Genomic DNA, 21,206 nt, shown 5'->3' with positions numbered 1-21,206 from the left:
TATATCAAAATTGTAGACAAGCAGCTAGTTAAGAATCTTTAAAAATAAAAAGAGCCGGCAATGCCGGCTCTTTTTATATCAATATCTATAGTTTTCTTATTTCTTTCTCATGTATACACTTACAGGCACACCATTAAAGTCAAAATTCTTTCTCAATTGATTCTCAAGGTATCTTTTATAAGGATCTCTTACATATTGAGGTAAATTACAGAAAAATGCAAATTGAGGCTGTGGCGTAGGTAATTGAGTAACAAATTTTATTTTCACAAATTTACCTTTCAAAGATGGCGGCGGATAGTGTTCAATGATAGGTAACATCACCTCGTTAAGCTCACTAGTTTTAATACGTTTAGTTCTATTTTTAAAGACGTCAACAGCAGTTTCAATTGCTTTGAAAATACGCTGCTTATTTAAAACAGATATAAAGACAATAGGCACATCAGTAAAAGGCTCCATTTCTCTTCTTATTTGCGCTTCAAACTCCTTAGCAGTATTAGTTTCCTTGTCAACAAGATCCCACTTATTAACGAGAACGACAATACCTTTACGGTTGCGTTCTGCCAGCCAGAAAATGTTTTGTACCTGTCCATCAAATCCTCGAGTAGCGTCTAATATAAGTATACAAACATCAGCATGCTCAATAGCACGTACACTGCGCATGACACTATAAAACTCTAGATCTTCTTTTACTTTTTTCTTCCTTCTAATTCCAGCAGTATCTACGAGATTAAACTCAAAGCCAAAACGATTATACTTTGTATCAATAGAATCTCTGGTAGTACCAGCAATATCGGTAACAATGTACCTATCCTCGCCAATTAATGCATTTATAAAAGATGATTTACCTGCATTAGGTCTTCCTACTACGGCAAATCGAGGTAAATCGCTATCCTCTCTAACTGGTGTGTCTGGTAACAACTCTACAATTTTATCTAGTAAATCTCCAGTACCACTACCACTGGTACTAGAAAGCGTAAAGAAATCTCCAAGACCCAAATTGTAAAATTCGACAGCGTTTGCCTCACGTTCTGGGTTATCAACTTTATTAACCGCTAGAACCACTGGCTTTTTAACCTTGCGTAATAAATTGGCGACATCTTCATCCATTCCAGTGATTCCGTCCTCAGCGTCGACCATAAAGAGTATAACATCTGCTTCATCAATAGCCAGTTCAACCTGGTGGTCAATCTCTGCCTCAAAAACGTCATCACTACCCAAGACGTATCCACCTGTATCTATTATAGAAAATTCCTTTCCATTCCAGTCACTTTTCCCATAATGACGATCTCTAGTGACACCACTTACCGCATCGGTAATGGCCTCACGACGTTGTATCAATCTATTAAAAAGTGTAGACTTTCCTACGTTAGGTCGTCCTACTATTGCTACTATGCTCATGCTGTTTTATTTGCGGTTGCAAAGGTACGTTTTTGTTATGAGGTAGTGAATAGTAAAAGTGCAGGTTTTTATAACGCTTTCGCGAAAGCGTGTATGCAGAATTCATGAAGTAATTTAATTATTTCTTACGGTCGATAACATACTCTACCATAAGCTCTAGAGATCTTTTATACTCAGAATCAGGATAAGTATTTAAAATTTCCATTGCTTTATCACGGTAATCGTACATTGCTTTAACGGCATATTCTAAACCACCATTATTCTTTACAAAATCAATAACCTCTTTAACTCGCTTTTTATCTCTATTATGCTTTTTTACAGAATTGATTAACCACTTGCGATCTTTTTTACTTGCCACTTGCAAGGTATGGATAAGCGGCAATGTCATTTTTTGTTCTTTGATATCAATTCCCGTAGGCTTACCGATGCGTTCATTACCGTAGTCAAAAAGATCATCTTTAATTTGAAAAGCGATTCCTATCATCTCACCAAATTCTCTCATCTTTTCAACATCAGGAGATCCTGGGGAAACGGCACATGCTCCTAGACTACAACAAGCCGCTATAAGTGTCGCAGTTTTTTTGCGTATAATGTCATAATATACATCTTCAGTGATATCTAATCTACGAGCTTTTTCTATTTGAAGTAATTCACCTTCACTCATCTCTCGTACAGCAACACTAATAATCTGCAGCAAGTCAAAATCGCCATTATCGATACTTAACAACAACCCTTTAGATAATAAATAATCACCTACTAGGACTGCTATTTTATTTTTCCATAGTGCGTTAACTGAAAAAAAACCACGTCTTTTGAGACTATCATCTACAACATCATCATGTACTAAGGTAGCTGTATGAATTAGCTCTATTACAGAAGCGCCTCTGTAGGTACGATCATTTACCTCTCCATCTCCTATCATTTTAGCTACTAGAAAAACAAACATAGGTCGCATTTGTTTCCCTTTGCGATTAACTATAAAATGAGTAATTCTATTGAGCAAGGCGATGCGAGATGCCATAGCTAACTGAAACTTTTTTTCAAAGAGTTCCATCTCGTGTGCAACGGGTGCTTTTATTTGCTCAACTATTTTCATGACTACAAATATACTTACCCTAGGACGAACCTTTTAAAGACTTTTACCTTTTTGAAGGATGAAATTGTAATTTATCAAATATTTAACGTGGTCATTTTCACACTTGAACCGATTAAAATGCAGTACGTCTAAATTTTAAAGGAAATCTAGAAAAAGACAATAATTGTTAAACAAATGACAAGTCGGTTTTTTGAGATATGGCTATATTTAGCCGAAATAATTAAATTACTAGATATGAAAAAAATTACTTTAATACTTGCCCTGATTGCAAGTTGTTTAACTTACGGACAGAGCTCATGTGCTACTGCGGTTGCGGTTAACACTGTTGGTACTAATACAGTATCTGCATACGGTACAGAAATAGCAACCACCTGTACTGGTAATAGCGATGCTACTGGATCTGCATGGTACTCATACACAGCGACAGCAACAGGTGTATTAAACCTTTCTAGTGATCTACCTGCTAATAACAATAATGATACTAGAGTAAATGTTTATACAGGAACTTGCTTAAACTTAACTTGTGCGGGTGGTAGTGATGATGTTTCTTATCCAGCAAACCTAGCTACCAATGCAAACATAAATGTTACTGCCGGAACTACTTATTTTATCGCATGGGATAATAGATGGTCAACTACGGTCCCTTTCAGTTTCACAGCAAGCTTTACACCTGTTACGGGTCCTCCAAATGCAGTTTCTACTCCATCTCCAGTTGACATGGCAACAAACGTAGCAATTGACCCAGCAGACAATAATGCAGATGGTTCACCTGACAATTCAGTACCATTATCTTGGGTACCAGACACGACTGGTTCACCAGCCACAGAATATGACATTTACTACGGAACAGACCCTACAATGCTCAACAATTTAACTGCCGCAACAACTTACACTGCAACATCAGTTAGTATTACAGGAAACCTTTATGCAACGACTTATTATTGGCAAATTGTAGCAATTAATGGTTCTGGAAGTTCAACAAGCAACCCTATTTGGTCATTCACAACGGCAGCTGCTTCTGGTACTGCTCCTAGTAATGCTACCACACCAACACCTACTGATGGTGCGACTATGGTTGTAATTGACACTGCTGATGCTGATGCTGATGGTAGTCCAGATAACGCAGTTGATATTGCTTGGGTTCAGGACGCTACTGGTCAACAACCAAATGCTTATACGATTAGACTTGGAGATTCTCCAACAACACTTCAAACTCTTACCACTACTTTTACAGGGATGGCAGCTAGGTTTGTGAACCAATCTGCTGGCACTACATATTATTGGCAAGTTGTTCCAACTAATAATGGAGTTGAAGCAGTTAACCAACCAATATGGTCCTATACGACTGCAGGAACTGCTTCTGTTGAAGATGATTCTATCAACTTTTTCACAATAAGCCCTAATCCAGCAAATTCTATTATAAATATCATAACTGATGAAAATATTAATTCAGTAGATTTATATAATGCTTTAGGTCAAAAAGTACTTGAAGATATAACCATAATTAACAATCAAATCAACATTACCGATGTTCATTCTGGAATATATTTTTTAAGAGCTACTAGCAATTTAGGCGTGCAAACAGTTCAAATTATCAAAAATTAAATAAGTTTACTTAATCTTAATAAAAAGCGCTCTATTTTTAGAGCGCTTTTTTTATCCTTATGAAATTTCTATTTATACTCTTTAGTTTACTAGCGATCTCTTCCTGTAAAAATGATGATGACCTAATGAACACTGCTTCAAACTTAAAACCTAATGATGCAGTAACTATCTTTATCCCTAATGAAGTCCCCGAAGATTTTATACTAATAACTCCTATACGAAGTGACACTACATATTTAATTAACAGAGAAGGGAAAGAAGTTCATAAATGGTATGCTACAAGCAGCCCTACCTTAATGGCTTATTTAATGGATGATGGCTCATTAATACGCACCGTTTATACAGATATAGATAATGGTATAGCCATAGGAGGAAAAACAGGTAAATTACAAATCATTGATAAAGACAATAATCTCAAATGGGAATGGCTATTAGATAACTCAACTGAAAGTTTACATCATGACATTGCCATATTACCTAATGGTAATTTATTAGCGAGTGTATGGGAAGTTAAAGATGAAAATAGCAGTATATCCAATGGTAGGGATCCACAAAAGCTTTTTGAGAACAGGCTCATCATAGATAAGATAATTGAAATTGAACCTATAGGGAGTAATCAAGCAAATGTAATTTGGGAATGGAGTTTATGGGACCATCTTATTCAAGATTTTGATGCTGCTCAATTAAATTTTGGAACCGTAGCATCGCATCCAGAATTATTTGATATAAACATGGGAGTAGGGATAGCAAATTTCTCTCATGGAAATGGTTTAGACTACATACTAGAACATGATCAGATAGTCTTAAATAGCAGAGAATTAAGTGAGTTTTTTCTTATAGACCACAGCACTACGACTGCTGAGGCTGCTAGTTCTTCTGGAGGGAACTCTGGAAAAGGTGGTGATCTTCTATTTAGATATGGAAATCCACAAAATTTCAAAACGGGCTCTAGTAATGATCAAATTTTTAATGGACCACACGATGGGACCTATGTAGGAAGTAATGTAAACTCGTTGGGATCTTTCTTAATCTTTGATAACTTGGATGGAATTGATTTTTCTACTGTAAAAGAGATTAATGTTCCTATTAGTATAGATGGAAGATATCCCAGTATTATAAATCAAGGCAATGTCCCAGACTCACCTATATGGAGTTATTCGGATACTGCCATATACTCAAAACGTACTTCTGGAGCCCAAAGACTTCCTTCAGGTAATACTCTAATCACCAGCAACTCTGGTTTAATCATTAGAGAAGTAAACCCATTGAACCAAATTGTATGGGAATATAATTTTGAAAATGAAGCCGCAAATCAATTAATGCTGCAAAGTAATGGATTTAAAAACAGAAGTTACCCTGTAAACTTTGCTGGAATACAAGCATTAGAATTGATAGAAGATTAGTAAACGACCTTACTCCTTATTTGCCAGTTGTCCACAAGCTGCATCAATATCCTTTCCTCTACTACGCCTTACATTTACAGTAAAACCATATCGGTTGAGTTCTCGCTCATAAGCATCTACTGCTTGTTTTGACGCTTGTTCAAAACGGGCGTCATCTATGGAGTTATATTCTATGATGTTAACCTTACAAGGTATTACTTTACAAAAATCGATCAACGCATCAATGTCTTCTTTAGTGTCATTGATCCCTTTCCAAACTACATATTCATAGGTTACACGAGTTCCTGTTTTATCATACCAGTAACGTAGAGCATCTTTAATATCCTCTAGAGGAAATTGCTCATTAAAAGGCATGATTTTAACACGCTTTTCATCTATCGCGCTATGCAATGAAAGTGCTAAATTAAACCTAGGCCTATCGTCTGCCAACTTTTTCATCATTTTAGGCACACCACTAGTGGATAAAGTGATACGTTTAGGAGACATCCCTAGACCATCATCACCTGTTATTTTATCGATAGACTTAATGACATTATTATAATTCATTAACGGCTCACCCATTCCCATAAAGACAATATTTGAAAGTGGCCTGTTATGATAACTTCTACTTTGTTGATCTATGGCAACGACTTGATCATATATTTCATCAGGATTCAAATTACGCATGCGTTTTAAACGCGCCGTAGCACAAAACTCACAATTTAAACTACATCCTACTTGAGAAGAAACACAAGCTGTTGTTCTAGTTGGGGTAGGTATCATTACAGACTCTACAGTTAGACCATCATGTAATTTTACTGCGTTTTTAATAGTACCATCTTTACTGCGCTGCATGTGATCTACTCTTATGTGATTGATCACAAAATGCTCTTGAAGAAATGCTCTTGTTTCTTTAGAAAGATTAGTCATGTCCTCAAAGTGATGCGCTCCTTTTTTCCATAACCATTCATACACCTGATTACCTCTAAAAGCCTGTTGACCTTGATCTACAAAATACTCTCTCAATTCATCTTGAGTATATGATCTAATATCTTTTTTAGTTTCTTTCAATGGAACTTTTTATAAATAAAATGCGCTACAAAATTAGACAATCTTGCAGCGCGTTTTAAAGTTGTTGAGTTAAAAATTACTCTTTGATTAATTTTGCTGTTGCCTTACCATTAATAGTTTGCACATTGATAAAGTAGATACCATTTGATACAGCACTAAGATCAACACTGTTACTATTATCTGTAAATTCTCCTGTAGCAATTACTTTTCCAGATAGGTCATATACTTGATAAGAAGCTTCTTGATCTAAATCAAAATTAAAAATATCTTTAGATGGATTAGGGAATACACTAAAATTAAGCACTTGATTCTCTGTTGTACTTAAGGTAGAGTAATAATCACCATCATAAGATGTAGTACCTGTATTATCTGGATCTAACCAATCTTTTAATTGTGTTGCTGCTGTTCCTCCTGTAGCCCAACTTACATTAAATCTACCATAAAAGTCTGGTGCGCCATTGTCATTTGTACCAGAACAAGCTGCACTTCCACCCAGTAATTGTCCTATAATCAGCCCTTGTGGGTTTAACAGACAACTACCTGAAGAACCACCTTCAGTAACACCATAATCCCAATCTGCTATATTCCAACAAGAAATTCCAGAAACTGTAACAAAAGAAGTGCTTTGATCATTTCTAGCTAACTTCATAATATCTCCGCTAGGATGATGAATACTCAATTGAGAGGTCACGCCAGATGTTGCTCTAGACCATCCTGCATAATACAAATCCCATGATGCTGGTGGAGTAGAGTTTAATTCAAATAAAGCTACATCACTAGCTCCTCGATTTGCTCTCAACGTCGCTCCAGCAATCACTCTAGTTGGATTTTGAGCACCAACAGTATTGGAATTGGTCGCACAATCAGGTGTATTGGTATACCAATCAAAACCAAAAGTCCAACCAGTTGCAGAGTAAAAAGAGCTTGCTCCATCACCAGTATTACCTAAACAATGGTCTGCCGTCAAAAAATATGGCGTTCCATCTTCTCTAACATTATTAACCAAGGTACCAGTACAAAGTCCTGCACCGTTGATAATAATTCTAGCTACTGCATGTCTGTAATTATCTCTTATTGTCGACCAATCCTGACCATTTGTAGAACCTTGATTAGGATCACACATCACATCAACATTACATGCTGCAGATTCATTCAGTTTTAAGAAGCTCTCTTCGGCCTCTCCAAAACCTCTATAACCATGCACCACTTCATTAATAGAAATACGCCCTAAACCTCTTACAGAAGCTGGCTCATAATATTCAATCCATACATTATCTCCATAAACAACCCATGTACCTAATATTCCATCTTCTTGATTTTCATTAATTGTATAAGGTCCTATTTTGTCAGTATGATCATCATTGTAAATAAACATTTCTGCGCCTTCAGGAAGATTATATCTATCCATCATAAAATTCATCGTGCGAGCGCCTGTTGATACTACATTCAATCTCCATAGACGATCTCCATTTTCTAACTCAGTCCACTGACCAGAATTAAATAAATCCATTGCTACAGAGAATTTTTTACCAAAACGATAAGGCTTTTTTATAACTTGAGTTGCCTCAATTTCATCTTCGGCAATCATGGATTGTAAGTCAAAAGACGGCATAATTTCAGCTACTGGTTGGGATTTTAAATTGAATGCCCAACTAGGCGGTGTTGTTTGATCAGATACTTGAGCATTTAAATTAAAGGCTACAGTACAAATTAATAACGTTAGTAATATTTTTTTCATCACTGATTTTTAGGGAGTTTAATAAGTTGCAATATACGAGATTAGCACAAAAAAACCGCTTAGAAAAGCTCTAAGCGGTTCGTTGTAAGATTAATTGTATATTATTTAGTCAACTATCAACATTGCATCTCCATAAGTAGAGAATTTATATTCTTCTTTAATAGCTACATCGTAAGCTTTTTTCAATAAATCATAACCTGCAAAAGCTGCTGCTTGCATCATCAAAGTGGATTTAGGATGATGAAAATTTGTAATCATAGCATTTGCAATACTAAAATCATAAGGCGGGAAAATAAATTTATTAGTCCAACCATCAAAAGTATTTAAATGACCATCACTACTTACGGCGCTTTCTAGAGTACGCATGGTGGTTGTTCCTACCGCACATACATTCTTTCTATTATCTATAGCTTTATTTACTATAGCACGTGTTTCTTCAGTAATTTCTGCCTGCTCACTATCCATTTTGTGTTTAGATAAATCCTCTACTTCCACGGGAGCAAAAGTTCCTAAACCTATATGCATAGTTACCGCAGTTCTATGAATACCTTTAATTTCTAAACGTTTTAATAAATGCTTTGAAAAGTGTAAACCTGCAACAGGTGCTGCAACAGCGCCTTCATTAGTTGCATAGATAGTTTGGTAACGTTCTTCATCTTCTTCCTCAACCTCGCGACCTAGTTCTCTAGGAAGTGGAGTTTCTCCTAGATCTTTCAATTTCTGACGGAACTCTTCATAACTACCATCAAATAAAAATCTTAACGTTCTTCCTCTTGAAGTTGTATTATCAATCACCTCTGCTACTAGGCTTTCATCTTCACCAAAGTAAAGCTTATTTCCTATTCTTATTTTTCTCGCTGGATCTACTAGAACGTCCCACAACTTTGTAGTAGGATTTAATTCTCTTAAAAGAAAAACCTCGATACGTGCACCTGTTTTTTCTTTATTACCATAAAGTCTGGCAGGAAACACACGTGTATTATTAGTTACAAAAACATCGTCTTCTTCAAAATAATCGAGAACATCTTTGAACATTTTGTGTTCAATTTCACCCGTTTTTTTATGGAGTACCATAAGTCGCGACTCATCTCTATTTTCTGCAGGATGTTGCGCAATCAAATTTTCTGGTAGTTTGTAACCGAATTGAGATAGCTTCATGTATTCATTTTATATTGAGATAACAAATATACGATTGTGGAATAGGCGTTGTCAAGTAAATCGACACTTAAATTTCTGTGATATTGACATTTACCCGTTTTAAATCGTTCCAAAACTGCGGATAGCTTTTTGTGACCACACCTGCATCTTTAATTAACAATGAAGTCCGACAGGCAACTGGCGCAAATGCCATAGCCATTCTATGGTCATCAAAAGTATCGATTACCACAGGCTCGGCATGTTGTTCTAGAGGTATACAGGTTAATGTTATAGTATCTTGGGTGGTTTCTATTACGCTTTCGCGAAAGCGAGATCCCACATCCTTTAAGGCTGCAATACGATCTGTCTCTTTTATACGTAGGGTATGTAGTCCAGTAAGATGAGCGTCAACACCTAATGCTAAACAGGTGGCAAATATAGTTTGTGCTTGATCTGGCTCATTCACCAGATTAATCACGATGCGTTGCGCTACCTTTTCAGACCTCTTAGTTAATATGAGTTGATTATTATCAAAGCTAGTTTGAACTCCAAATGCCTCGTAATACTCGCTTAACTTACTATCACCTTGGACTGACTCTTTAAAGTAATGTTGTAAAGTTAATTGATAACCTGTGTCCTGTAAAGCTACCCAACTATACCAATAGCCAGCGCTACTCCAGTCACTTTCTACTGTTAATGATTTTTGAGATGTAGAATTTAAAGAACTGATTGAGATCAATTCTGATGGTGATTTATCATCTTTTTCAACTGAAATATCAATCTGTGACCAGTTTACAGTCACGCCTATAGATTGTAGGTGACGTACCGTCATTTCTATATATGGCCTTGAGGTTAACTTACCTATTAACTCAATTTTTAATCCATTGTCCAGCGATGGTGCTATGAGCATTAAAGCAGTTATATACTGACTAGATACACTGGCATCTAACTTAACCGTTGTATCATTAATATGTCCACCTTCAATTTGAAGAGGTGGATAGCCTTCTTCATTTACATACTCAATTTTTGCACCTATAGACCTTAATGCTTCGACTAATACTGCTATAGGTCGTTGCTGCATGCGCTGGCTTCCAGTTATGGTGACCAGACCTTTTTTACTTGCATAATATGCAGTAAGAAAACGCATTGCTGTACCAGCATGACCTATGTCAACATGATTTTTTTGAGACATTAGTGCCTCTTGCATATGTATTGTATCATCACTATTAGAAAGATTGACAATTTCTAATTCGGGATATAGAGCTTTGAGAATAAGCAAACGATTACTTTCACTTTTTGAGCCTGTTATGGTAAAGACAACCTCTTTACTTAACGAGTCTAAGGGCTTTTCTAATAATAAATCCATGACTAGCCTTTGAGCTTATCATTATTGTGATGCCTGTCATGATCACGCTCTGTTTTAATTTGCAGTTTTTTTGCAAAAGCGGTTTCGAGATCAGTTCCTGTTTGATTTGCGAGACATAGCACTACAAACATAACGTCAGCGAGTTCTTCTCCTAGATCTTTGTTTTTATCGCTTTCTTTCTCGCTTTGCTCTCCATATCTTCTTGCGATAATACGAGCAACTTCACCTACTTCTTCGGTAAGTTGTGCCATGTTAGTAAGCTCGTTAAAATAACGCACTCCATGATTTTTGATCCAGTTGTCAACTTGCTGTTGTGATTGTTTTAAAGACATATTTATTATTAATTAAACTACTCCTTTTTCTTACTATCCATTACAATAGTAACAGGTCCGTCATTTACGAGAGCTACTTTCATATCTGCACCAAAGATTCCTGTTGGGATTGTTTTATCCAGCTTTCGCGAAAGCGTGCTCACAAAACTTTCATATAATGGTATAGCCACCTCTGGTCTAGCGGCATTAATAAAACTAGGCCTATTTCCTTTTTTTGTACTGGCATAAAGTGTGAACTGAGAAATCACCAATGCGTTTCCACCTATACCACTGATGTTCAAATTCATTTTACCTTCTGAATCTGAAAAAATGCGCATTCCAGCAATTTTATTTACAAGCCAATCGATGTCTTCTTGAGTGTCTTCTACAGTAATACCAAGTAAAATAAGTAGCCCATGATCTATGGCTCCATGGACTTGACCATCTATAGTAACACTTGCTTCACTGACCCGTTGCAAAACTACTCTCATGGTGTGGTATATTTATCTGCACGATAATTATCCTCATCTCCATTGACAATTTGCACATAGCTCTCATAACGACTCAAATAGATTTCTCCTGTCTCGACAGCTTCTTTAACAGCACATTTAGGTTCTTCAAGGTGTAAGCAATTATGAAACTTACAGCTCTGACTAAGTTCAAAAATCTCTGGGAAATAACCGCCTATTTCTTCTTTCTCTAAATCTACAACACCGAAACCTTTAATACCTGGTGTATCAATAATGCGAGCATTAAAATCGAGATCAAACATTTCTGCAAATGTAGTTGTGTGCTGTCCTTGTTTATGCTGTAAGCTTATAGCTTTAGTTTTTAATTCTAGTCCTGGCTGTATTGCATTTGCAGTAGTGCTTTTACCAGCACCACTATGGCCAGCAAACATGCTGGTTTTACCCAGCATCTTCTCTTTTACTAAATCTATATTTTTACCTGTTGCTGCACTTATCGCAATGCATTCATAATCAACAGATTTATATAACTGCATTAAAATACGCACCTGATCCAGCTCGGTCATCGCTAGCATTTCTTCACCAGTTTCTGGATCTAACACCACTTCATCTTGATCATCGTTATAAGTATCTACTTTATTAAAAAGTAAAATAACTGGAATTTGATAAGCTGCCGCACTTACTAAAAAACGATCTATAAATGAGGTAAATGTAGGTGGATTATTTAAAGTGACTATCAAAAAAACCTGATCCACATTTGCTGCGATAATATGGGTTTGTTTAGATAGGTTTACAGATTTGCGCACGATATAATTATCACGTTCTTCAATCTCATTAATAATTCCTATTTCTTCATCTCCTTTTTTCTCGATTTCAAATTCTACTCGGTCACCTACAGCCACAGGATTAGTACTCTTGATTCCTTGTAGTCTAAATTTACCTTTTATACGACATGAATACATCGCACCATCAGTACCTTTTACTTCATACCAGCTTCCTGTTGATCTATAGACGGTTCCTTTCATTTAAACTAATTGCTTTATTTCTAGAAGTCAAAATTAGGTTAATTATATATAGTGCTGCCAGAACATAAAATCTTTACCGCAATTATTTATTAATTACTTTCTCTTGATGATTGATAGATTCTTGATGAACCGCTTTAAAAACTCTAAGGATAAACTCTTCACTTAAACCTTGTTCTTCACCAGCAAGAATCATTTTACCTAAAATCTCGTTCCATCTTTTAGATTGAAGAACTGCTACATTACGCTCTTTTTTTAAGGCTCCGATCGCATCAGCTGTTTTCATTCTTTTACCCAAAGTCTCAATAATATTGCTATCTATTACATCGATCTGCGCTCTTAAAACACCTAGTTTAGATTGATATCCTACCTCATCATCTTGTTCTTTTCTAATGCGTAAGTCTTGAAAAATTTGCAACAATGTTTCTGGAGTTACTTGCTGTGCCGCATCGCTCCATGCATTATCAGGATCATAATGTGTTTCAATCATCAATCCATCATAATTAAGATCTAGTGCGGTTTGTGATACTTCAAAAATCATATCTCTCTTACCAGTAATATGGGATGGATCGCATATCAATGGAATATCTGGGAAACGTGTTTGAAAATCTACCGCAATTTGCCATTCAGGTATATTACGATATTTTGATTTTTCATAAGTAGAAAAACCTCTATGAATTACTCCTAGGTTTTTAATATTAGCTGTATGAAATCGCTCAACCGCACCTATCCATAAAGCTAAATCTGGATTTACAGGATTTTTTACTAGCACCACTTTATCTGTTCCCTCTAAAGCATCTGCTATTTCTTGTACTATAAATGGACTCACTGTAGATCGTGCACCTATCCATAAAAGATCTATATCATGTTCTAGCGCCAGTTCTACGTGGGCTCTATTAGCAACCTCTGTAGCAGTTAGCAAACCAGTTTCTGCTTTTGCTTTTTGCAACCATTTTAATCCTATCGCTCCTACACCTTCAAAGTTTCCTGGTCGCGTTCTAGGTTTCCAGATACCTGCACGTAAATATGTTACGTCGCTGTCTTTAAGTTCATGTGCAATTCTTAATACCTGATCTTCAGTTTCTGCACTACAAGGTCCAGCAATCACTATAGGATGCTCTAGGTTGTGATTATCTAACCAAGTTCTAAATTCCTTTTTATTTTCCATTTTCAATTCCTTTCAATATCGTTTTTATTCTATTTGTTTCTTCCATATCTTGAAATATGGATTGGTGATCGTTATTTTTTACGCTTTCGCGAAAGCGAGATAAATTCTCAATATATCCATCTAGACTAGCTAGTACATTTTCCTTATTCTGTGCAAATATTGGTGTCCACATGGCTGGAGAACTTTTTGCTAATCGTACGGTGCTTTCAAAACCACTGCCCGCGAGGTCAAATATATCACGCTCGTTTTCTTCTTCTTGAATGACCGTTTTACCTAACATAAAGCTAGAGATATGAGACAAATGTGACACATAAGCAATATGTTTATCATGTGCCGCAGGCGTCATGTATCGCACTCTCATTTCCAGTTTCTCAAACAACTCATTTGCCAATTCTTGCAATTTAAAGGTGGTTTTCTCTACCTCACATATAATTAGCGTTTTTTTGACAAATAAATTTGAGATGGCAGCATCTGGTCCAGAAAATTCTGTTCCCGCAATAGGATGTGCCGCAAGAAACTGCCTCCTGTTTTTATGATTTTCGACACTTTTACATATTGCTTCTTTGGTAGAACCTACATCTATAATTAGTGCATGTTCATTTACTAAGTCGAGCACTTGAGGTAAAACTTTTAAGGTTGCATCTACGGGAATTGAAATGATAACCAAATCTGCATTTTTCAACTCTTGAAATTGTGCCACTTCATCTATAATACCGTTTTGCTTTGCTTTTTCTACATGAGCATCATTGTGGTCAATACCATAAAAAATAGCCTGCGGATAATGAACACGCAAATCTTTAAGTATGGATCCACCTATCAATCCAGTACCTATTAAATATACTTTTTTCATGCCTCGACTTTTTTAGTAACTCTGTGAATCATTTCTTGTATTTGATCTTCATTTACACAAAGTGAAAATCGCACATAACCTTCTCCATTCTTTCCAAAAATGCTTCCTGGTGCGATAAAAATATGGCTCTCATGCAGCAATTGATCTACAAAAGCTTTGTCATCTGTCATTCCATTTGGCAACTTGCACCAAACGAATAAACCACCATTTTGTTCTTGAGGTTGCATCTCTAATTTTTCAGCTAGCTGTATGGTTAAATCTCTTCTGATTTTATAGATTCTATTTTGATTTTCTATCCATACATCAACAGTTTTTAATGCTGCAATGGCGCCTTTCTGAACACCATAGAACATACCACTATCCATATTAGTTTTTACTTTAAGAACTTCTTTAAGTAAAGTACTTTTCCCAGTAAGCATTCCTACTCTCCATCCAGGCATGTTAAATGTTTTGCTAATGGAGTTTAACTCTAGAACTACATCTTCTGAATGAGCTACTTGATGAACACTTATTTTCTCCTCATAACCTACACAACTATAAGGGTTATCATTTACAAGCAAAATCTCATGCTTTTTTGCAAAATGGACTAGTTTTTCAAACAACTCTTTTGAACCTGCAACGCTAGTAGGCATATGTGGATAATTGATCCACATAATTTTTACTTTACTTAAATCAAGTTGTTCTAATTCTTCTAAATCAGGTAACCAATGATACTCTTCTTTCAGAGCATATGTAACGGGCATAGCCTCACATAATCTAGTAGCGCTAGCATAAGTTGGATATCCAGGATCTGGAATTAAAACCGCATCTCCAGGATTAAGAAAAGCCATAGAAATATGTAAAATACCTTCTTTACTTCCCATCAACGGTATAATCTCCGATTCTGCATCTAGAGAAACACTATAATGCGTTTTATAGAACTGCGACATCGCTTCTCGCAGTTCTGGCAACCCTAAATAACTCTGGTAACCATGTGCTTTAGGATCTTGTAACGCAGCCGTTATTGCAGGTATAACCTGCTCAGGAGGAAGTAAATCTGGATTACCTATTCCTGCATTAATGATAGGTTTTCCTTCTTCTAATATAGATCTTACCTCACGCAGTTTAGTCGCAAAGTAATATTCTTGAACGCTATCAAGTCTCGTGGCTGCTTTTATCATAACGTGTGTGATTTATAAATTCCTAGGATTTTTAAAGATTCTACAAGAATGCCTATTTCTAATTGTGCTTCTTTAAATAACTGCAGATTTTTAAACTCAAGATCTGCAACAAAAGAGAATAGAAATGGCTTCTCAATGATCGGAATAGATTGAATTTTTGTAACATTCATATCTAGATCTCCTAATTTGGTTAATATTTTTGCGAGACTACTAGGCTCATGATTAGCGGTAAAATTGATCGTCGCTTTATTAGCTTGTTCATCAATGATACTTTCCCTATTTACTACCACAAACCTAGTCGCATTATTCCTTACTTCTTGAATATCTTTTGCAACCACATCTAGTTCATAAAAAGCAGCCGCTTGTGAAGATGCTATAGCAGCAATTCCCATTTTGCTATCCCTTGCAATTCTTTGTGCGGCAGCTGCGGTATCATCAGTCTCAACCAACTTAATGTGAGAATGCTTTCTGAAAAAAGATTGACATTGTAGTAAAGCCATAGGATGGGACTGCACCTCAAAAATATCTTCAAAAACCTGACCTTTCTGAGCCATTAATTGGTGTTCTATATTTAAATAATACTCTGCTGTGATGCACAGATTTTGTTCCTTTATTAAATTATAATTAGGCAAGATGCTTCCTGCTATAGAGTTACCTATTGCCATTACACCAGTTTGAACGTGACCAGTAGAAACAGCATTGACAAGCTGATCAAATGTGGAACATTCTAATAGCTCAACATTCCCATATAAAATAGACGCCACCTGATGATGATAAGAACCTTGAATTCCTTGTATTGCTACTTTCATTTTATTGTAAAAAAAAAGTCTTGATTAAATCAAGACTTTATTGTTAGTATATTTTAAATTTTCACAATACAGCCTTGTCTTCTATAAAATAGAAGTAAAATCCGTACCAGAAATAAGTTTTTGTGTTCATAATAGATGGCTAAAGTAAAATAGAATTTTTTAAATCAGGAGTTTTTAAAAAAAAATTATATAATTATTTAAAATCTGACGTTATTATTAGGAATAAAATCAGAATTCATTTGTGATATTTATAAGTGAACTAGAGATTTTTATAAATATGCTTTCGCGAAAGCGTGTTAAAACACCAGACCTAATCTTCTCATTTCTTATCTTTACCTGATGTCTATAGAAGTTCAAAACATATCAAAAAATTACGGTAGCCAAAAGACGCTCGATAAAATCAGTTTTTCTATCAAAAGCGGAGAAATTGTAGGTTTCCTAGGTCCTAATGGTGCCGGAAAATCCACCATGATGCGTATTTTAACGACTTACTTAAATCCTAACGAAGGTAGTGCCACCGTTAATGGTCACGATATCTTAACGGCACAAAAAGAAGTTCAAGAATCTATAGGTTATTTGCCTGAGAGTAATCCTTTATATCCAGAAATGTATGTGCGTGAATATTTAGATTTTAGTGCTGGAGTCTACCACATTAAAGATGCTAAAAACCGTATTACACAAGTTATAGAAGAAACTGGACTGACTTCTCACATAGGTAAAAAAATAAGCCAACTATCCAAAGGATACAAACAACGTGTAGGTCTTGCAAATGCGCTATTACATCAACCTAAAGTACTTATCCTTGATGAACCTACTACTGGATTAGATCCTAATCAACTGGTTGAAATACGTCAACTTATTAAAAAAGTAGGTGCGCATACGACCATATTATTATCCACACACATCATGCAAGAAGTAGAAGCGATGTGCGATCGTGTGATTATTATCAATAACGGTAAAATTGTTGCCGACGATTATTTGAAGAACCTTAAAAGTGATGCCGCTCAAGTCATTGAGGTGGAGTTTGACTATAAAGTAGAACCAGAGTTATTGAATCGCATTACTAAAGTAAGAGAAGTAACTGATCTTGTCAAAGAACCTGGTTTCACATATTCTTTAAGATTTGAGACACAAGAGGATATGCGTAGTGCTGTTTTTGATTTTGCACATGATAATGAGTTAAAAATCTTATCGCTTAATAAAAGAAATAAAAATCTTGAGACGATGTTTCAGGAGTTGACTGGTGAGTAGAAATTCTCATCTTTGCACATGCAAAAACCGCAACGTCTTTATTACCTCATTAAATTACAGTATCTAGGATTCCGTTTTCATGGATGGCAAAAACAGCCTGACGTTCCTACCGTGGAAAAGATGGTAAAACGCACCTTGCGATTTGTTCTAGACCACCCTAATTTTAAAGTCCTTGCCGCTGGTAGAACTGATGCTCGTGTGTCTGTAAATGAAACTATTATTGAGTTATTTCTGGATGATGAAGCATTAAATCTAGATACCTTTCTAGCAGAATTTAATTTGAACTTGCCTAGCGATATTAGAGCACTAGCGATAGAAGAAACTAACGCAAAGTTTAATGTCATTCAACATCCTAAAGAGAAAGAATATATCTATTTGTTTTCCCATGGTGAAAAATTTCATCCTTTTTGCGCATCCTTAATGGTGTACATGAAAACAGAACTGGATATTGAATTGATGAAAACCGCTTCAAGACTATTTGAAGGAACACATAACTTCTGGTCTTATACATATAAACCATCCGACACCACCGATACAGTAAGTACTGTGAACAGTTGTCTTATCGAAGAAAACACCTTGTTTACAGCTAATTTTTTTCCAGAAAAAAGTTATGCTTTTAGAGTAACCGGAATGGGTTTTAAAAGACATCAAGTACGTTTAATGATGGGAGCTTTATTTGATCTGGGAATGCATAAAATTACACTTGACGATTTTAAAGAAACTCTGGATGGTAGTAAAAAGATACATTTATCTCATATCGCACCTGCGAGCGGATTAATGTTGTACCGTATGGAGTTAAGCAAAAGTGAATCGTGATATTTTAGTGATGGTTTACATTTATCTTTATCTCATAAAATAAATACCATGAAAAAGATACTTTTACTTCTAGCGATTGCCTTAATAAGCAGTAATCTCTATGCGCAAGATTTTGTAGATCCAGATAAAAGCCCAATGGATGCGGCTTTCTTCCCTTCTCAAGCTGCAAAAAGACAATTTGCAAAAACTGAAGAGCAAAAAATGGCTCTTGAACCACAGATACGTGTTTTATATAGTAGACCATCATTAAATGGCCGCAGCATCTTTCGCACGACAGATAACCGCGAGGATGGAATCACAAAACTAGGTGAGTCATGGCGTGTAGGTGCAAACGAAAGCACCGAATTATTACTTATGAAAGATGCCATGATAGGTGGAAAATTAATTAAAGCTGGTCGCTACTCTATCGTTATTACTCCTAGTGAGAATGAATGGACCGTTCACATCAACTCAGAAAATGATGGTTGGGGAAACTACAGCCATAAACCAGAACTTGATCTTGTTACAGTAACAATTCCTGTAACTAAAGATTCAAAGAGCTTAGAACAATTAAGTATTGCGTTGTACTCACCTAAGAATGACAACACAGTACATTTAAAGATAGGATGGGGAACTTACAGAGCTGAATTGCCTATTGTACTACAATAATTAATTTTTAATAATCAACCTGCCTTCCCAGGTTTCTTGAACGTTTACAGAAACTGGAGCAGACTCTAATATTACATCGCCGTAGCCCACAATGCTACCGGCGATGTTTTGTTTTACATCAATTTGCCAATTGTGTGTGCCGCGATGATAAACTTGCGCATTTTGGATTTCTAGATCACTAGCAAACAGCTGTCCATCGCCAGAATACCATTCTAATGAAGCATTGTTTACTTCACCATTAAGATAAAAGTTACTTAAATTATTAGTTACGATTCTAAAACTATCGACATCTAAATCTAGATAAAAATTACCGGTAGTGTGATATAGGTCTTCTTCTTGGGCGTCTTCAGAATACAAGGTTAAGCTTGGATAATTTAAAGTTCCTATACTACGGGTATCTTCTCCGGTACTGGATCTAATCTCAGTCAAGTCAGGAGCGATAACCGTAACTGTAGTAATTCCATAATCTCTCACTAGATTACAACCATTATTATTGACTATGATAAGTTGATTATCCTGTACCTTTATATCTATATCATTCAATAAATTCTCTCCAGTTTCTACAATCACCTTGTATTCTGGACCTTGCTGCACAAGTAATCTTGTTCTTTCATAAACAAGTACTCTTTCAAAAGATTCTACACTTAATTCTTGACGTACTAAATCACCAGCGGCTTGCGTACAATTCAAACCGTTTTCAGAATCACAACTGGATATAAAAACCAGCAGAAATACTATACTTATTTTAAAAAATGTTCTCATTTCTATAATCTATATCCTATTCCTAGACTAACACCTTCGGCAGCAGCGCCGTGGGACTTCAATGTTAAACTAGCAAACACATGTTCATTAAACCTGCGTTGTAACCCTATTCTATTATAATTTGATGTTTCAAATTCAATTGGTCTATACACATAATAGCCAAACTGCGTTACCACACTTGTTTTACCTAAATGTAATTCATGACCTATAAAAACTCCTACACGTTGGAAATTTTCATCACCTGTTATGCCATTTTCGGGATAACTATTTGCCTGATAATCTCGGTATTCTTTTAAAAACTCTGAAATCATTACTTCTGTTCCAGCATGTAGACTACTTTTAAAACCTATACGCTTGTCTGCATAAAAAGAAAAAGTATAAAAAGGATACTGACCACTACCTCGTACATCACTTTCATTGACACCTATTCTTGCTACCGCATTAAAACTTATTTTCTCTGAGTATGGAGTCTTTTCCCATTTCTTGTATGCTGGTGCTTTATCATAGCCTAGGCTATAATTTAATCCCACATTAAAAAGCCAACTGTTTGTAGAGTTATTAGGAGCTTTTACATTTGCATTTGAGTAGTGAACAATAGTAAATCCTGCTTGAAAACCTATTCCTCTATAGATATTTTCTCTCTTGTAATCAACAAGTAAATAAGTAGAACTGGTGATTCTAGAACCATAGGCGTTATTGCGTGCATTAGTCACTGGATCAAAAGGTCTATTGATATAAGCTAGACCAGTTCCTAAACTAAGCTCTAGATTTCTATTGAAAAAGTAAAAATTATAATGTCCGTATGCAGAATACACTTCTCCTAGATATAAGTTTTTAAGGTCTTGATAGACTGCTGTAATTCCCCAATCTGGATAGTTATAACGTGATTCCCATTCCTTTTCGCCATAAGTCTTGCGATTATAACGCAACATTACACCACTAGGATGATCCGTTATTAAATGTGCTATATCTGGATTATGTTCTAAAATCGTTCCATACAAATAGGAAGCTTCAAAATTACGAACTACTGGTAATTTAATATTTTCAGATTCCTGCGCTAGAGACGCTTTCGCAAAAGCGAGACACAGAAAAACAATAATCCATTTATTCATAGCGCTAAAGTATGAAATAGAATCCTGCCAATTAACC

20 protein-coding genes are annotated in these 21,206 nt (G+C 35.8%); 5 read left to right on the top strand and 15 right to left on the bottom strand.

Annotation, left to right across the window (positions count from 1 at the left end; translation table 11 throughout):
- Positions 1–96: 96 nt before the first annotated feature.
- Both der and ACJJVI_RS07645 read right to left on the bottom strand, forming a co-directional pair.
- Positions 97–1,398, bottom strand: a complete 1,302-nt coding sequence (gene der / locus ACJJVI_RS07650) for a ribosome biogenesis GTPase Der (protein ID WP_042245766.1) — start codon at positions 1,396–1,398, stop codon at positions 97–99.
- A 118-nt stretch (positions 1,399–1,516) separates the two neighbouring features.
- Positions 1,517–2,494, bottom strand: coding sequence for a polyprenyl synthetase family protein (locus ACJJVI_RS07645; protein WP_348021872.1), 978 nt, complete (start codon positions 2,492–2,494; stop codon positions 1,517–1,519).
- A gap of 234 nt (positions 2,495–2,728) precedes the next feature.
- Here ACJJVI_RS07645 and ACJJVI_RS07640 point away from each other — a divergent pair, with 234 nt between their 5' ends.
- Both ACJJVI_RS07640 and ACJJVI_RS07635 read left to right on the top strand, forming a co-directional pair.
- A complete protein-coding gene (locus ACJJVI_RS07640; protein WP_042296041.1) occupies positions 2,729–4,099 on the top strand; it encodes a T9SS type A sorting domain-containing protein in 1,371 nt (456 codons plus the stop codon).
- Positions 4,100–4,158: 59 nt separating this feature from the next.
- Positions 4,159–5,502, top strand: a complete 1,344-nt coding sequence (locus ACJJVI_RS07635) for an aryl-sulfate sulfotransferase (RefSeq protein ID WP_405351283.1) — start codon at positions 4,159–4,161, stop codon at positions 5,500–5,502.
- A 9-nt stretch (positions 5,503–5,511) separates the two neighbouring features.
- On the opposite strand, the gene rlmN is transcribed toward ACJJVI_RS07635, so the two are convergent.
- The 11 genes from rlmN to ACJJVI_RS07580 all read right to left on the bottom strand — a co-directional run bounded on the left by rlmN (position 5,512) and on the right by ACJJVI_RS07580 (position 16,580).
- Entirely contained in the window at positions 5,512–6,552 is a 1,041-nt protein-coding gene (gene rlmN, locus ACJJVI_RS07630) for a 23S rRNA (adenine(2503)-C(2))-methyltransferase RlmN (protein WP_348021874.1), read from the bottom strand.
- 76 nt (positions 6,553–6,628) lie between these two features.
- Positions 6,629–8,290: a T9SS type A sorting domain-containing protein gene (locus tag ACJJVI_RS07625; protein WP_405351281.1), complete on the bottom strand. Its 1,662-nt coding sequence runs from the start codon at positions 8,288–8,290 to the stop codon at positions 6,629–6,631.
- A 105-nt stretch (positions 8,291–8,395) separates the two neighbouring features.
- Entirely contained in the window at positions 8,396–9,448 is a 1,053-nt protein-coding gene (gene queA / locus ACJJVI_RS07620; RefSeq protein WP_042269595.1) for a tRNA preQ1(34) S-adenosylmethionine ribosyltransferase-isomerase QueA, read from the bottom strand.
- A 67-nt stretch (positions 9,449–9,515) separates the two neighbouring features.
- Positions 9,516–10,793, bottom strand: coding sequence for a 3-phosphoshikimate 1-carboxyvinyltransferase (locus tag ACJJVI_RS07615; protein WP_348021876.1), 1,278 nt, complete (start codon positions 10,791–10,793; stop codon positions 9,516–9,518).
- A 2-nt stretch (positions 10,794–10,795) separates the two neighbouring features.
- A complete protein-coding gene (locus ACJJVI_RS07610; protein WP_042245744.1) occupies positions 10,796–11,125 on the bottom strand; it encodes a nucleotide pyrophosphohydrolase in 330 nt (109 codons plus the stop codon).
- A gap of 17 nt (positions 11,126–11,142) precedes the next feature.
- A complete protein-coding gene (gene dtd, locus ACJJVI_RS07605) occupies positions 11,143–11,595 on the bottom strand; it encodes a D-aminoacyl-tRNA deacylase (protein ID WP_348021877.1) in 453 nt (150 codons plus the stop codon).
- Positions 11,592–12,596: a ribosome small subunit-dependent GTPase A gene (gene rsgA / locus ACJJVI_RS07600; protein WP_042296050.1), complete on the bottom strand. Its 1,005-nt coding sequence runs from the start codon at positions 12,594–12,596 to the stop codon at positions 11,592–11,594. Before rsgA ends, dtd begins: the two co-directional genes overlap by 4 nt.
- Before the next feature lie 82 nt (positions 12,597–12,678).
- A complete protein-coding gene (locus tag ACJJVI_RS07595; protein WP_042245738.1) occupies positions 12,679–13,761 on the bottom strand; it encodes a bifunctional 3-deoxy-7-phosphoheptulonate synthase/chorismate mutase type II in 1,083 nt (360 codons plus the stop codon).
- A complete protein-coding gene (locus tag ACJJVI_RS07590; RefSeq protein WP_036582497.1) occupies positions 13,751–14,611 on the bottom strand; it encodes a prephenate dehydrogenase in 861 nt (286 codons plus the stop codon). Before ACJJVI_RS07590 ends, ACJJVI_RS07595 begins: the two co-directional genes overlap by 11 nt.
- Complete coding sequence (locus ACJJVI_RS07585) at positions 14,608–15,771, bottom strand: pyridoxal phosphate-dependent aminotransferase (protein WP_405351276.1); 1,164 nt, start codon at positions 15,769–15,771, stop codon at positions 14,608–14,610. The genes ACJJVI_RS07590 and ACJJVI_RS07585 overlap by 4 nt, the downstream gene beginning before the upstream one ends.
- Positions 15,768–16,580 (bottom strand): prephenate dehydratase, encoded by an 813-nt coding sequence (locus tag ACJJVI_RS07580; protein ID WP_405351274.1) that lies wholly within the window; start codon positions 16,578–16,580, stop codon positions 15,768–15,770. Before ACJJVI_RS07580 ends, ACJJVI_RS07585 begins: the two co-directional genes overlap by 4 nt.
- A 339-nt stretch (positions 16,581–16,919) precedes the next feature.
- Between ACJJVI_RS07580 and gldA the strand changes: the two genes are divergently transcribed.
- From gldA to ACJJVI_RS07565, 3 genes are read left to right on the top strand one after another with little or no spacing between them, the layout of a single operon-like run.
- Positions 16,920–17,831 (top strand): gliding motility-associated ABC transporter ATP-binding subunit GldA, encoded by a 912-nt coding sequence (gene gldA / locus ACJJVI_RS07575; RefSeq protein WP_405351272.1) that lies wholly within the window; start codon positions 16,920–16,922, stop codon positions 17,829–17,831.
- An 18-nt stretch (positions 17,832–17,849) separates the two neighbouring features.
- Complete coding sequence (locus tag ACJJVI_RS07570; protein ID WP_405351270.1) at positions 17,850–18,647, top strand: tRNA pseudouridine synthase A; 798 nt, start codon at positions 17,850–17,852, stop codon at positions 18,645–18,647.
- 48 nt (positions 18,648–18,695) lie between these two features.
- Entirely contained in the window at positions 18,696–19,295 is a 600-nt protein-coding gene (locus ACJJVI_RS07565; protein WP_397303009.1) for a DUF2911 domain-containing protein, read from the top strand.
- Here ACJJVI_RS07565 and ACJJVI_RS07560 read toward each other — a convergent pair whose 3' ends face one another.
- Positions 19,296–20,057 (bottom strand): GIN domain-containing protein, encoded by a 762-nt coding sequence (locus tag ACJJVI_RS07560; protein WP_405351268.1) that lies wholly within the window; start codon positions 20,055–20,057, stop codon positions 19,296–19,298.
- A 2-nt stretch (positions 20,058–20,059) separates the two neighbouring features.
- Positions 20,060–21,169 (bottom strand): acyloxyacyl hydrolase, encoded by a 1,110-nt coding sequence (locus ACJJVI_RS07555; RefSeq protein ID WP_405351266.1) that lies wholly within the window; start codon positions 21,167–21,169, stop codon positions 20,060–20,062.
- Positions 21,170–21,206 lie beyond the last annotated feature (37 nt).

This window comes from Nonlabens sp. Asnod3-H03 (genome assembly GCF_045063665.1).
Taxonomy (GTDB): domain Bacteria; phylum Bacteroidota; class Bacteroidia; order Flavobacteriales; family Flavobacteriaceae; genus Nonlabens; species Nonlabens ulvanivorans.
The sequence above is the reverse complement of the archived record's forward strand: the minus strand, read 5'-3'. Positions and strand labels throughout refer to the sequence as shown.